Source organism: Pseudomonas sp. 2FE, from assembly GCF_005503735.1.
Classification (GTDB): Bacteria; Pseudomonadota; Gammaproteobacteria; order Pseudomonadales; family Pseudomonadaceae; genus Aquipseudomonas.
The window spans coordinates 809,593-823,286 of record NZ_SCMO01000001.1 but is presented as its reverse complement, the minus strand read 5'-3'; the positions used below and the strand labels follow the sequence as shown (position 1 = coordinate 823,286).

The 13,694-nt window shown below is 57.7% G+C and carries 10 protein-coding genes and 3 tRNA genes; 4 read left to right on the top strand and 9 right to left on the bottom strand.

What is annotated here, in order from left to right:
• Window positions 1-91 precede the first annotated feature (91 nt).
• The 7 genes from lon to FFS12_RS03890 all read right to left on the bottom strand — a co-directional run bounded on the left by lon (window position 92) and on the right by FFS12_RS03890 (window position 6,528).
• Window positions 92-2,488: an endopeptidase La gene (gene lon / locus FFS12_RS03920; RefSeq protein ID WP_137885607.1), complete on the bottom strand. Its 2,397-nt coding sequence runs from the start codon at window positions 2,486-2,488 to the stop codon at window positions 92-94.
• A gap of 148 nt (window positions 2,489-2,636) precedes the next feature.
• The gene (clpX, locus tag FFS12_RS03915) at window positions 2,637-3,917 is read right to left on the bottom strand and encodes an ATP-dependent Clp protease ATP-binding subunit ClpX (protein WP_119956546.1); all 1,281 of its coding nucleotides are present in this window, start codon (window positions 3,915-3,917) and stop codon (window positions 2,637-2,639) included.
• 107 nt (window positions 3,918-4,024) lie between these two features.
• Complete coding sequence (gene clpP / locus FFS12_RS03910) at window positions 4,025-4,666, bottom strand: ATP-dependent Clp endopeptidase proteolytic subunit ClpP (RefSeq protein ID WP_137885606.1); 642 nt, start codon at window positions 4,664-4,666, stop codon at window positions 4,025-4,027.
• A gap of 91 nt (window positions 4,667-4,757) precedes the next feature.
• Window positions 4,758-6,068 (bottom strand): trigger factor, encoded by a 1,311-nt coding sequence (gene tig / locus FFS12_RS03905; protein ID WP_137885605.1) that lies wholly within the window; start codon window positions 6,066-6,068, stop codon window positions 4,758-4,760.
• 135 nt (window positions 6,069-6,203) lie between these two features.
• Window positions 6,204-6,288, bottom strand: a tRNA-Leu gene (locus FFS12_RS03900).
• A 56-nt stretch (window positions 6,289-6,344) separates the two neighbouring features.
• Window positions 6,345-6,420 (bottom strand) — tRNA-His (locus FFS12_RS03895).
• Between the two features lie 31 nt (window positions 6,421-6,451).
• Window positions 6,452-6,528, bottom strand: a tRNA-Arg gene (locus FFS12_RS03890).
• Window positions 6,529-6,805: 277 nt separating this feature from the next.
• On the opposite strand from FFS12_RS03890, the gene folD reads away from it, so the two are divergent.
• Complete coding sequence (folD, locus tag FFS12_RS03885; protein WP_137885604.1) at window positions 6,806-7,660, top strand: bifunctional methylenetetrahydrofolate dehydrogenase/methenyltetrahydrofolate cyclohydrolase FolD; 855 nt, start codon at window positions 6,806-6,808, stop codon at window positions 7,658-7,660.
• Window positions 7,661-7,712: 52 nt separating this feature from the next.
• Here folD and cysS read toward each other — a convergent pair whose 3' ends face one another.
• Both cysS and FFS12_RS03875 read right to left on the bottom strand, forming a co-directional pair.
• Window positions 7,713-9,095 carry a cysteine--tRNA ligase gene (gene cysS, locus FFS12_RS03880; RefSeq protein WP_171011804.1) on the bottom strand — a complete coding sequence of 461 codons (1,383 nt, stop codon included), beginning with the start codon at window positions 9,093-9,095 and terminating at the stop codon, window positions 7,713-7,715.
• An 87-nt stretch (window positions 9,096-9,182) separates the two neighbouring features.
• Window positions 9,183-10,892, bottom strand: a complete 1,710-nt coding sequence (locus FFS12_RS03875; RefSeq protein WP_137885602.1) for a glutamine--tRNA ligase/YqeY domain fusion protein — start codon at window positions 10,890-10,892, stop codon at window positions 9,183-9,185.
• A gap of 121 nt (window positions 10,893-11,013) precedes the next feature.
• Here FFS12_RS03875 and FFS12_RS03870 point away from each other — a divergent pair, with 121 nt between their 5' ends.
• The 3 genes from FFS12_RS03870 to FFS12_RS03860 all read left to right on the top strand — a co-directional run bounded on the left by FFS12_RS03870 (window position 11,014) and on the right by FFS12_RS03860 (window position 13,684).
• The gene (locus FFS12_RS03870; RefSeq protein ID WP_137885601.1) at window positions 11,014-11,511 is read left to right on the top strand and encodes a peptidylprolyl isomerase; all 498 of its coding nucleotides are present in this window, start codon (window positions 11,014-11,016) and stop codon (window positions 11,509-11,511) included.
• Between the two features lie 5 nt (window positions 11,512-11,516).
• Window positions 11,517-12,242 (top strand): UDP-2,3-diacylglucosamine diphosphatase, encoded by a 726-nt coding sequence (gene lpxH / locus FFS12_RS03865; RefSeq protein WP_137885600.1) that lies wholly within the window; start codon window positions 11,517-11,519, stop codon window positions 12,240-12,242.
• Window positions 12,243-12,346: 104 nt separating this feature from the next.
• Complete coding sequence (locus tag FFS12_RS03860) at window positions 12,347-13,684, top strand: SPFH domain-containing protein (protein ID WP_137885599.1); 1,338 nt, start codon at window positions 12,347-12,349, stop codon at window positions 13,682-13,684.
• The last annotated feature ends 10 nt before the right edge of the window (window positions 13,685-13,694 follow it).

Sequence of the window (13,694 nt, the reverse complement as noted above, 5' to 3'; positions counted from 1 at the left end):
TGAAAGCAAAGCGGGTGCTGGGTGGCCTGCTGACACAAGAAGAGCCGCTTTATAACAAGGGCTCTAAAAATGTGTCAAGGAAGCCCCCCGGCTAATGCGTGCTAATTCGCTCCTTGGAATCAGTCTCGCGCTTGTCATCCTTTGCAACCATCTCTGGAGCCGCATCAGGCAAGGGCTCCGGGGCGTATTGCAGCGCAATTTGCAGGACCTCGTCAATCCATTTAACCGGTTTAATCTGCAGGTCTTGCTTAATATTTTCTGGAATTTCTTTCAGATCGCGCACGTTTTCTTCCGGAATAATCACGATCTTGATTCCACCGCGATGCGCCGCAAGCAGTTTTTCTTTTAAGCCGCCGATAGCCAGAACTTGGCCACGAAGAGTGATCTCACCAGTCATGGCCACATCTGCACGCACCGGTATCTGCGTTAACGCTGAAACCAAGGCCGTGCACATGCCTACGCCTGCGCTGGGCCCATCTTTTGGCGTTGCGCCTTCGGGCATATGGATATGGATGTCACGCTTCTCATGGAAGTCCAGAGCGACTCCCAGACTTTTCGCCCGGCTACGCACAACAGTGAGCGCGGCGGTGATGGATTCAACCATCACATCGCCCAGCGAACCGGTCTTGATCAACTGTCCTTTACCCGGTACGACAGCCGCTTCGATGGTCAACAACTCACCGCCTACTTGCGTCCATGCCAAGCCAGTAACCTGGCCAATTTGGTCTTGCTGCTCGGCCAAGCCATAGCGATATTTGCTCACACCGAGGAAGTGCTCCAGCGAATCTGCCGTCACCAACACCTTGAAACGCTTCTCGCGGATGTGCTCTTTAACCGCCTTACGGCAAACTTTGGCGATCTGCCGTTCAAGACTACGCACCCCCGCTTCACGGGTGTAGTAGCGAATCATGTCACGGATTGCCGCATCCTCAAATTCCAACTCACCCCTTTTCAGACCATTAGCCTGTGTCTGCTTGGGCGCCAGATATTTGACCGCGATATTGATCTTCTCGTCCTCGGTGTAGCCCGGCAGACGGATTACCTCCATACGATCCAGCAAAGGAGCTGGAATATTCATGGAGTTTGCGGTGCAAAGGAACATCACATCCGAGAGGTCGTAATCAACTTCTAGATAGTGGTCATTGAAATTGTGATTCTGCTCAGGATCGAGCACCTCCAACAATGCCGAAGCAGGATCGCCACGCATGTCTTGGCCCATTTTGTCGATCTCATCGAGCAAAAAGAGCGGGTTACGAACACCAACCTTGGTCATCTTTTGAATCAAACGACCTGGCATTGAGCCGATATAAGTACGACGGTGACCGCGAATTTCCGCTTCGTCACGCACCCCACCCAAGGCCATGCGCACGAACTTGCGATTCGTTGCATGGGCAATCGACTCAGCCAGCGAAGTTTTACCAACACCCGGCGGACCCACCAAGCAAAGCACCGGGCCTTTGACTTTTTTTACCCGCTTCTGCACGGCGAGATATTCGAGAATGCGCTCCTTAACCTCCTCCAAACCGTAGTGATCGGCATCGAGGATCTCCTCAGCCTTAGCCAGGTCAAGACGCACCTTGCTTTCAGCCTTCCACGGCACATTTACCAGCCAATCGATATAAGAGCGCACCACTGTCGCTTCAGCAGACATCGGCGACATCTGCTTGAGCTTATTCAACTCGGCATGCGCTTTGATGTGCGCTTCTTTGGTCAGGCCGGCGTTTTCGATGCGCTTTTTCAGCTCATCGAGTTCGTTATGACCTTCTTCGCTATCACCTAGCTCTTTCTGAATGGCCTTCATCTGCTCATTCAGGTAGTACTCGCGCTGACTGCGCTCCATCTGTTTCTTCACACGGCCGCGGATGCGCTTCTCAACCTGCAACAGGTCAATCTCAGCATCCAACAATGCCAGCACATGTTCGACCCGCAGCGACAGATCGGTAATCTCGAGAATTTCCTGCTTCTGCTCGATTTTCAGCGCCATATGCGCCGCCATAGTGTCAACCAGGCGGCTTGGCTCATCGATGCTATTCAGTGATGAGAGCACCTCAGCGGGTACCTTCTTCCCCAACTGCACATACTGCTCAAACTGACTGAGCAAGCTGCGGGTAAAGACCTCCGACTCACGCTCAGCGGCGTCCACTTCCTCAATCAGCGCAACCTCCGCGCGGCAATGGCCGTCCACCTCGATAAAGCGCTCGATGGAACCGCGCTGCTCGCCCTCTACCAGAACCTTGACGGTGCCATCCGGCAGCTTCAGCAACTGCAGCACGGTAGCAACGGTCCCGACACGGTACAGCGCATCCTCAACGGGGTCGTCGTCTGCCGGATTTTTCTGCGCAAGCAGAAGAATCTGCTTATCGCCAGTCATTGCGGCTTCCAGGGCTTCGATAGATTTCTCACGCCCCACGAATAGCGGGATAACCATGTGTGGATAGACCACAACATCGCGCAGCGGCAAGAGAGGCAATTCGACGGTCGTCTTCATGATTTCGGCTCTACGGCGGCCATTCGGCCGTAAACAGATGGGAATACCCTTGGCCCTAAGATGGGGGCAGCCCCGAGAAAAAACAAGCACTGCAGCAGGAAATACAAAGGGGCCCGTAGGCCCCTTTGTACTCAAGTCACAGAGTTGATCACGCCTCAGGCACCGCCTTGGCTGGCGGCTCGCTGTTTGAGTAAATCAGTAGCGGCTTGGACGTGCCAGCGATGACGCTCTCATCGATCACCACCTTGCTAACCTCGGACTGCGAGGGAATCTCGTACATGGTGTCGAGCAACACGCCTTCAAGGATCGAACGCAGCCCGCGAGCACCGGTTTTACGCTCCAGCGCACGATGAGCCACAGACTTCAGCGCATCCGGACGAAACTCCAGATCTACGCCCTCCATCTCGAACAGCTTGGCGTACTGCTTGGTCAGAGCGTTCTTCGGCTCGGTAAGGATCTGCATCAATGCAGCCTCATCCAGCTCATCGAGAGTCGCGATGACCGGCAAGCGACCAACGAACTCCGGAATCAGACCAAACTTCACCAGGTCATCAGGCTCGACCTGGCGCAAGGACTCGCCCACCTTCTTACCCAGGTCGATGCTGCGCACCTCGGCATTGAAGCCGATGCCACCCTTGGTTGAGCGGCCCTGGATGACTTTTTCCAACCCAGAGAACGCGCCACCGCAGATAAACAGGATATTGCGCGTATCAACCTGCAGGAACTCCTGCTGCGGATGCTTGCGCCCACCTTGCGGTGGAACCGAGGCCACAGTGCCCTCGATCAACTTCAACAGGGCCTGCTGCACACCCTCGCCCGACACGTCACGGGTGATTGAGGGGTTATCCGATTTACGCGAAATCTTGTCGATTTCGTCGATGTAGACAATGCCCATTTGGGCCTTCTCAACATCGTAATCGCACTTCTGCAGCAGTTTCTGAATGATGTTCTCGACATCCTCACCGACATAACCTGCTTCAGTCAGCGTGGTGGCATCAGCAATCGTGAACGGTACATTCAGCAAGCGCGCCAAAGTCTCGGCCAGCAGGGTTTTACCCGAACCCGTCGGGCCTATCAGCAGGATGTTGCTCTTGCCCAGCTCGACATCGTCTTTCTTGTCGCGCTGATTGAGACGCTTGTAGTGGTTGTAGACCGCTACCGCCAAAACCTTTTTCGCCCGCTCCTGACCAATCACGTACTGATCGAGGATGGTGCTGATTTCCTTAGGTGCAGGAAGTTTATGCGCACTGCTCTCGGCCTGGGCTTCTTGCACCTCCTCGCGGATGATGTCGTTGCACAGGTCGACGCACTCGTCGCAGATGAAGACCGAGGGGCCGGCAATTAATTTGCGCACTTCATGCTGGCTTTTGCCGCAGAAGGAGCAATAAAGCAACTTGCCGTTGTCCTCGCCGTTGCGGGTGTCAGTCATTCGATCAATCCAATCCGGTAGGCTTGAAACACAAGATGAGGGCAAATGCGGGCATTTTCAAGCCCGCAAAGCGGCCACGCAGCGCTGACCGCAACATGACAGATTATTTAGCCAGCCAACTGACGTTTGCTAAGCACCTGGTCGATAAGGCGGTACTTGACCGCGTCATCACCACTCATGAAATTGTCACGATCAGTGTCACGGGCAATAACCTCGATCGGCTGACCTGTGTGATCCGCCAGAATCTTGTTCAGGCGATCACGAATGGTCAGGATCTCGCGGGCGTGGATCTCGATATCCGAGGCTTGCCCCTGGAAACCACCCAACGGCTGGTGAATCATCATCCGCGAATGCGGCAGGCAATAGCGCTTACCTGCTGCACCACCCGCCAGCAACAACGCCCCCATGCTGCAAGCTTGACCGATGCAGATGGTGGAGACATCCGGCTTGATGAATTGCATGGTGTCGTAGATCGACATGCCCGCAGTCACCGAACCACCCGGCGAATTGATATAGAGGTGAATGTCCTTGTCCGGGTTTTCCGCTTCGAGGAACAAGAGCTGCGCCGCCACCAGATTAGCCATGTAGTCTTCTACCGGACCAATCAGGAAAATCACTCGCTCCTTCAACAGGCGCGAATAGATGTCATAGGCGCGTTCGCCACGGGCGGTCTGCTCGATCACCATGGGCACCAGGCCGCCTGCGGCTTGGATGTCGGGCATTTGCTGCATAAAAGGATTACGGGACATGTATTCCGATCGCTCCCTAACTAGTCATGTCTCAAATACACATAAGCCAGCACGAAGGCTGGCTTATGGTTGCTCGAACTAAGGGTAGGGGTCAGGCTGCTTGCGGGGCTTCCGCCGGCTTGACCGCTTCTTCGTAAGAGACCTGCTTATCGGTCACATTGGCCTTCTGTAGAACAGTATCTACAACTTGTTCTTCCAGTACAACCGAACGGACTTCGTTCAGTTGCTGGTCGTTCTTGTAGTACCAGGACACGACTTGCTCAGGCTCTTGGTAAGCGGAAGCCATCTCTTGAATCAGCTCACGCACGCGGGCGTCGTCAGGCTTCAGTTCGAACTGCTTGACCACTTCAGCAACGATCAAACCCAACACCACACGGCGCTTGGCTTGCTCTTCGAACAGCTCAGCCGGCAGTTGATCCGGCTTGATGTTGCCGCCGAACTGCTGAACAGCCTGCACACGCAGACGGTCAACTTCATTACCCAGCAGGGCCTTCGGCACTTCGATCGGGTTGCTAGCCAGCAAGCCTTCCATCACCTGGTTCTTCACCTTGGATTTGATGGCTTGGCGCAGCTCGCGCTCCATGTTCTTACGAACCTCAGTGCGGAAGCCTTCCAGGCCGCCTTCTTTAATGCCGAACAAGGCGAAGAAGTCGTCATTCAGCTCCGGCAGCTTAGGCTCGGAGATGCTGTTGACGGTGACCGTGAATTCAGCCTCTTTACCAGCCAGGTCCAGATTCTGATAATCGGCCGGGAACGTCAGGTTGAGCACGCGCTCTTCACCGGCTCTGGCGCCGACCAGACCGGTTTCAAAACCCGGGATCATGCGATTGGAACCCAGCACCAGCTGAGTACCCTTGGCCGAACCGCCGGCGAATGCTTCGCCGTCGACCTTGCCAACAAAATCGATATTCAGCTGATCGCCGTCCTGGGCATCACGCTCAGCCTTCTCGAAGCGAGTGTTTTGCTTGCGCAGGATTTCCAGCATGTTGTCGAGGTCCGCATCAGCCACATCAGCCTGCAGACGCTCGATAGCAATGCCTTCAAAGCCAGCCACCTGAAATTCCGGGAACACTTCGAAAGTAGCGACGTATTCCAGATCCTTGCCCTTCTCGAACACCTTCGGCTCTACAGCAGGGGCGCCGGCCGGGTTCAGTTTTTGCTCGACAACGGCTTCGTAGAAAGTGGCCTGAATCAGATCGCCTAGAGCTTCTTGACGCGCAGCATCTTCATAACGCTGACGAATAACGCTCATCGGCACTTTGCCCGGACGGAAGCCAGGAACCTTGGCACGACGGGCAGTCTGCTGCAGACGCTTGTTGACTTCAGTCTCGATGCGCTCAGCCGGAACGCCAATGGTCATGCGACGCTCAAGAGCGGAAGTGTTTTCAACAGAAACTTGCATGGATATTCCTCGTTGCACAGACGTTAGCCGGCCGTTTCCGGCCCCAGAATCAAGGGCATGCATTCTAGTGGGTCAAACTGAAGAAGTCACCACACTGAGAAGCGGGCAGGAAAGCGGGAGGGAAACTATATAAGGTGGTGCGGACGGAGAGACTCGAACTCTCACGCCTTGCGGCGCTGGAACCTAAATCCAGTGTGTCTACCAATTCCACCACGTCCGCGTAACAGGCTTTGAAGCAAAGACGCCAGACTTTGAGGTCTGGCGTCTTTTCGAATATGGGGTGGACGATGGGGATCGAACCCACGACAACAGGAGTCACAATCCTGTGCTCTACCAACTGAGCTACGCCCACCATATTGCGTTACTTGTGCCAAACAGCCTATTGGCGTGCCCGGCAGGACTCGAACCTGCGACCATCCGCTTAGAAGGCGGATGCTCTATCCAGCTGAGCTACGGGCACTTATTCATCTGCATTCCGCATGAAGCGCAGACTTAAAGCTTTGGCTGCAGCGAACCAGACATCGACTCGCTCCGCCTTCTTACCCAGCGTCTGGCTGTGCTCGACAAGCGGGGCGAATGTTATAGTCAGCTTTCACTGCCGTCAACACTAAAACGTAAAAAATTCAGTGAGATAAAGGAGTTACGGGAAATTGCTGACCAGCCGCCTTTGCCCGCCCGGCTTGTCATGCGAGAATGCGCGTCCTTTTTCAATCATTTCCGATGGTTAACCAAGCGTCATGACCGCACAACTAATCGACGGCAAAGCGATCGCCGCTAGCCTGCGCCAGCAGATCGCCCAACGTGTCGCCGAGCGTCGCCAACAGGGTCTTCGCACCCCTGGCCTGGCGGTGATCCTGGTAGGCAGCGACCCCGCCTCTCAGGTGTATGTCTCGCACAAGCGCAAAGACTGTGAAGAAGTCGGTTTCCTGTCCCGGGCCTACGACCTGCCGGCCAGCACCAGCCAGACCGAGCTGCGCGACCTGATCGACAGCCTTAATGATGACCCGAGCATCGACGGCATCCTGGTCCAGCTTCCGCTACCGGAACACCTGGACGCCTCCCTGCTGCTGGAGCGCATTCGCCCAGATAAAGATGTCGACGGCTTTCACCCCTACAACATCGGCCGCTTGGCACAACGCATCCCCGTGCTGCGCCCCTGCACCCCTAAAGGCATCATGACCTTGCTGGCCAGCACTGGCGCCGACCTGTACGGCATGAATGCAGTCATCGTTGGCGCCTCCAACATCGTTGGCCGACCGATGGCGATGGAGCTGCTGTTGGCTGGCTGCACCGTAACGGTCACACATCGCTTCACTCGCGACCTGGCTGGCCATGTAGGCAATGCCGACCTGGTGGTGGTTGCAGCCGGCAAACCCGGGCTGGTCAAAGGCGAGTGGATCAAAGAAGGCGCGATCGTTATTGACGTCGGGATCAACCGCCAGGAAGACGGCAAACTGGTCGGCGACGTGGTGTACGAAACCGCCCTGCCTCGCGCCGGCTGGATTACCCCGGTGCCGGGCGGCGTGGGCCCGATGACTCGCGCCTGCCTGCTGGAAAACACCCTGTACGCCGCCGAACATCTACACATCTAAGTCGTACAGACGCAAAAAAGGCCGCAGAAGCGGCCTTTTTTATGGCAGAGACCTACTCCGCCAAACGCCAAGTCGTCCCGCCCTTGCCATCTTCCAACACCACACCCATCGCCGTGATCTGATCACGAATCCGATCCGACTCCGCCCAGTCCTTGGCCGCGCGCGCCGCCAAGCGGGCCTGAATCAGCGCCTCGACCTGCGCCGCATCGACTTTGCCTTCAGCACCAGCCTGCAGAAAAACCTCGGGCTCCAACTGCAGCACGCCGAGCAGACTGGCCAGCTCCTTCAGCCGCGCCGCCAATCCAGCAGCGGCATGCAGATCTCTATCACGCAGGCGATTCACCTCACGCACCAGCTCGAACAACACCGCACAGGCTTCAGGCGAGTTAAAGTCGTCGTTCATTGCCTTGGCGAAACGCTCGACGAACGCCTCACCACCAGCCGGAGCCGCGTTCGGCAGGCCTTTGAGCGAGTGATAGAAGCGCTCAAGCGCACCCTTAGCTTCCTTCAGGCTGTCTTCGGAATAGTTGATCGGGCTGCGGTAATGGCTCGAAACCAGCAAATAGCGCACAACTTCCGGGTGATACTTCTCCAACACTTCGCGAATCGTGAAGAAATTGCCCAGTGATTTGGACATCTTCTCGCCATCCACGCGGACGGCACCGGCGTGCATCCAGGTATTGGCGTAGGACTTACCGGTGGCCGCCTCGCTTTGAGCGATTTCGTTTTCATGGTGCGGGAACACCAGATCCGGGCCGCCACCATGAATGTCGAAGGTATCGCCCAGGCAGCAGGTCGACATCACCGAGCACTCAATATGCCACCCCGGCCGACCAAGCCCCCAAGGCGACTCCCAGCTCGGCTCGCCCGGCTTGACGCCTTTCCAGAGAACGAAGTCGAGCGGATCATCTTTCGCTTCGTCGACTTCGATCCGCGCACCGATGCGCAGGTCTTCGATCTTCATCCGCGACAACTTGCCGTAACCGGCGAACCTGCCGACTCGGTAGTACACGTCGCCATTCCCCGGCGCGTAGGCATAGCCCTTGTCGATCAGGGTCTGGATCATCGCGTGCATGCCAGCGATATGCTCGGTGGCGCAAGGCTCCTGATCCGGGCGCAGAACGCTCAAGCGAGCTTCATCCTCATGCATGGCGGCGATCATGCGAGTGGTCAACCGATCGAAGCTTTCGCCATTTTCCTGGGCGCGCCGAATGATCTTGTCGTCGATATCGGTGATGTTGCGCACATACGTCAGGGTGTAGCCGCTGTGGCGCAACCAACGAGCCACCACGTCGAAGGCCACCATGACCCGCGCATGGCCGATATGGCAGTAGTCGTACACGGTCATGCCGCAGACATACATGCTGACCTTATTACCTTCGAGCGGCTTAAGGACTTCTTTGGTTTTGCTGAGCGTGTTGTAGATGGAAAGCACGATTACTTATTCCTTAGAGCTGCTCTCAAAGCCAGCGAGCGCGGCACAACTTAACCCAGTGAGCGCTCGCCCTGACCCGATCCAGCCTTAACCCCAGGAGTCACGCAGTGTGACGGTACGGTTGAAGACCGGCTTGCCGGGCTTCGTGTCCTTCAGGTCTGCACAGAAGTAGCCTTCGCGCTCGAACTGGAAACGGTCCTCCGGCTGCGCCTGGGCCAGCGAGGGCTCGGCACGGCAACCGGCGAGCACCTGCAGGGAGTCCGGGTTGATGTTCTCCAGGAAGCTCGCGCCCTCTTCCGCCTTCTCGGGGCTTGGCGAGCGGAACAGGCGGTCATACAGACGCACCTCGCACTCGACGCTCTCTGCCGCCGGCACCCAGTGGATCACGCCCTTGACCTTGCGCCCTTCCGGGTTCTTGCCGAGGGTGTCCGCGTCATAGGAGCAACGCAACTCGAGGATATTGCCGTCGGCATCCTTGATCGCTTCATCGGCGCGGATCACATAGCTGCCGCGCAGACGCACTTCACCACCGAGCACCAGCCGTTTGAAGCCTTTCGGCGGCTCGCCTTCGACAAAATCGTCGTGATCGATATACAGCTCGCGGGAAAACGGCAGTGCGCGCACGCCCATGTCGGTTTTCGGATGGCGCGGCAGCTCGAGGTTCTCGACCTGGCCTTCCGGGTAATTGCCGATCACCACTTTCAACGGCCGCAGCACGCACATGGCGCGCGGGGCGCTGTGGTCGAGGTCGTCACGAATGCTGAATTCGAGCATGGCGACATCGACGATGCCGTCGGAACGGTTGGTGCCGATCATCTCGCAGAAGTTGCGGATCGACGCCGCGGTATAGCCGCGCCGACGGAAGCCTGACAAGGTCGACATGCGCGGGTCATCCCAGCCATTGACGTGCTTCTCGTCGACCAACTGCTTGAGCTTGCGCTTGCTGGTGACGGTGTAGCTCAGGTTGAGCCGGGAGAACTCGTATTGGCGCGGTTTGCTCGGCACCGACAGGTTATCGAGGAACCACTCGTAGAGCGGGCGGTGACCCTCGAATTCCAGGGTGCAGATCGAATGGGTAATACCTTCGATCGCATCGGACTGACCATGGGTGAAGTCGTAGTTCGGATAGATGCACCAGGTGTCACCGGTCTGGTGGTGATGGGCGTGACGAATGCGATAAAGAATCGGGTCGCGCAGGTTCATGTTCGGCGAGGCCATATCGATCTTCGCGCGCAGCACGCGGGCACCATCCTCGAACTCACCGGCCTTCATGCGCGCAAACCAATCGAGGTTTTCTTCGACGCTGCGTTCACGGAACGGACTGTTTTTGCCCGGCTCGGTCAGGTTACCGCGGTATTCACGCGCCTGATCCGGGCTCAAATCGCAGACATAAGCCTTGCCAGCCTTGATCAGCTCGACCGCCCAAGCATGCAATTGATCGAAATACTGCGAGGCGTAACGCACCTCGCCGGCCCATTGGAACCCCAGCCACTTCACATCACTTTCGATGGCGTCGATGTACTCCTGGTCTTCCTTGGCCGGGTTGGTGTCATCGAAACGCAGATTGCATTCACCACCAAACTCTTCGGCCAGACCGAAGTTCACGCAGATCGACTTGGCGTGACCGATGTGCAAGTAACCATTCGGCTCCGGCGGGAAGCGCGTGACGATTTTTGTATGCTTACCGGCATCCAAATCCGCCTGAACAATCTGCCGAAGAAAGTTGGCAGGGACCGCTGGGCCCGCTTTGGGATCAACAGTGGCATCGAGAGTGGGGTCGAGAGTGGGCTTGCTCATGGGATCCTTGAACGTACTAGTGCGCAGCCAGGGTAGGCCGACTAAATCAAAGCGCTTATCATAGCCGAAGCTGTCAACCCCCTGACAGGCCTTCGATTTTCTCGACCGAGTGGATTTTCTCATGATCAAGCTGCATACCAATCACGGCGTCATCACCCTGAACCTCTTCGCTGACAAGGCCCCGGAGACCGTGGCCAACTTCGAGGAGTACGTCAAGGCTGGTCATTACGACAACACCGTATTTCACCGCGTGATCAGCAACTTCATGATCCAAGGCGGCGGTTTCGAGCCAGGCATGAAGCAGAAAGCCACTCGCGCCACGATCAAGAACGAAGCCAACAACGGCGTTTCCAACAAAATCGGTACCGTCGCCATGGCCCGCACCATGGAACCGCATTCGGCTTCCGCGCAGTTCTTCATCAACGTTGCCGACAACAACTTCCTCGACCACAGCGCACCGACCGTCCAAGGCTGGGGCTACACCGTGTTCGGTGAAGTGGTAGAAGGCATGGAGGTGGTGAACAAGATCAAATCCGTCGCCACTACCATGAAGTCCGGCCACCAGGACGTTCCGGTTGAAGACGTGATCATCGCGCGCGCCGAGATCGTTGCCGAGTAAGCCGTTTGATCAAGCTACTGATCTCCGATCTGCACCTTGAAGAACAACGCCCGGATATTACCCGGGCGTTTCTGCATTTCCTCGCCGGTCGTGCCCGCACGGCCGACGCGCTGTACATCCTCGGTGACTTCTTCGAAGCCTGGATCGGTGACGACGCCATGAGCCCCTTCCAGCGCTCGATTGCCCAGGCCCTACGCGACCTGAGCGACAGCGGCACGCGCATTTACCTGATGCACGGCAACCGCGACTTCATGCTGGGGCAGGGTTTCTGCCGCCTGGCGGGCTGCACGCTGCTGAGCGATCCGTGCCTGGTCGAGTTGAACGGCGAAAGCGTGCTGCTGATGCACGGCGACAGCCTCTGCACCCAGGATCAGGCCTATATGCGCCTGCGCCGCTGGCTGCGCAACCCACTGACGCTCTGGGTGCTGCGCCATCTGCCGCTGACCACCCGGCACAAGCTGGCACGCAAACTGCGCAAAGAAAGCCGCGCACAGACGCAGATGAAAGCCAGCGAAATCACTGACGTCAGCCCGGAAGAAGTCCCCCGCGTGATGGCCGCCCATGGCGTACACACACTGATCCACGGCCATACCCATCGCCCCGCCACTCACCAGTTACAGGTCGACGGCAAACCCGCCCGGCGCATCGTCCTCGGCGATTGGGATAAGCAAGGCTGGGCGCTCCAAGTCGATGAGCAGGGTTTTCAGCAAGCGCCTTTTGCGCTGAGCTAATAGCCTGCGCCGCGATATGCCTCGCAAGCTGGCACCCTGCCACTTGACGACCCGCACTGCCACCCCCAGCATCGCCGCACTTTATCCGCTTTCAAGGAGCGATCATGCTGTTCAGCAAGGAGCAACTGTTCAAATACCTGGGCCTACCCGCCCTGCTCGCCGCTCTCGCCTACATCGCCTTCAACGGCGTGTTCTTCTATAACGAGGCCGGCTTCGCCACCCATGTCCGGACCATCTTCGGCGAAGAAAAGATCGTCGATGACGTCGGCTACGCCACTAAATGGTTCGGCCGCGCCACGCCCTGGAAGAAGGCCCTTAGCGTGCAGTCGGTACTCACCGAGGCCCTGGCGACCGACGACAACAGCGACAACGACTCCCTCGGCGCCACCATCGAAGCCTTCCCCATCGTGTTTCTCGGCAACGTCGACGCCAAGGTCGAGTCTTCCGCGCGCATTCGGCTGCCCAGCGGCGAAGCCTTCCTGAAGATCGCTCAGGAATACCGCAATCCGGAAAACTTCATCAAGACCGCCCTGGTCCCAGCGATCAAGGAAACCCTACAGGCCACCGCCTCGCTGATGAGCGCCGATGATTTCTACTCCGGCGCTCGCAGTGAGTTCGCCGCCGAGTTCGAAAACCAACTGAATGACGGCCTGTACCTGATCAAACGCAAAGAAGTACGCACCACTCGCGGCCACCAGCCTCAGCAGACCGCGATCCTGCAGGCCGGCAGTGAGCAAGGTGCTTTTGGCGACAACAACGTCAGCCAGTTCGTCACCGAGAAGGTCACCGACGCCAAGGGCATTCCGGTGCGCAAGCAGCAGCAATTTCGCAAATACGGCGTGGAAGTGGTGGAGGCGCGCATCACTAACGTCGACCCCAATCCGCAGTACAAGCAGCGCATGGTCAAGGTTCAGCAGGCCCTGGCCGACCTGGCGGTAGCCCGGCAAAACCGCCTGAAGGAAGAGGAAGAGAAGCTCCTGGTCACCGCCCGTGGCGAGAAAGACGTCGAAGCCCGACGCCAGGAAACCCTGCGCGACCAGATCGAACGCACCACGCTGGCTGAAACCGAGAAACAGCTCGCCGTAATCAACGCCCAGCGGGAAAAACAGCGCGCCGAGATCGAGAAGCAGACGGCTGAAGTGCTGCGTGACAAAGCCGCCATCACCGCCCAAGCGACCAAGACCACCGCCGATGCCGAGGCCTATGCCCGTGAAGCGGTGATCAAGGCCGACGGTGCGCTGCAGCCGAAACTCGACGCGCTGATCGCCATCAACAAGGTCTGGGCCGAGGCTGCCGCACAGGCGCCGGTACCCAGCGTGATGATGGCCGGCAGCGGCCAGGACGCCGGCAGCAGCCGTCAGGGCGAGATCGGTCAACTGATGGGTGTACTCGCCACCAAGGCCGCGCGGGATCTGGCGCTGGATTTGAAGGTGAAGGAGTAACCCTTCCCGA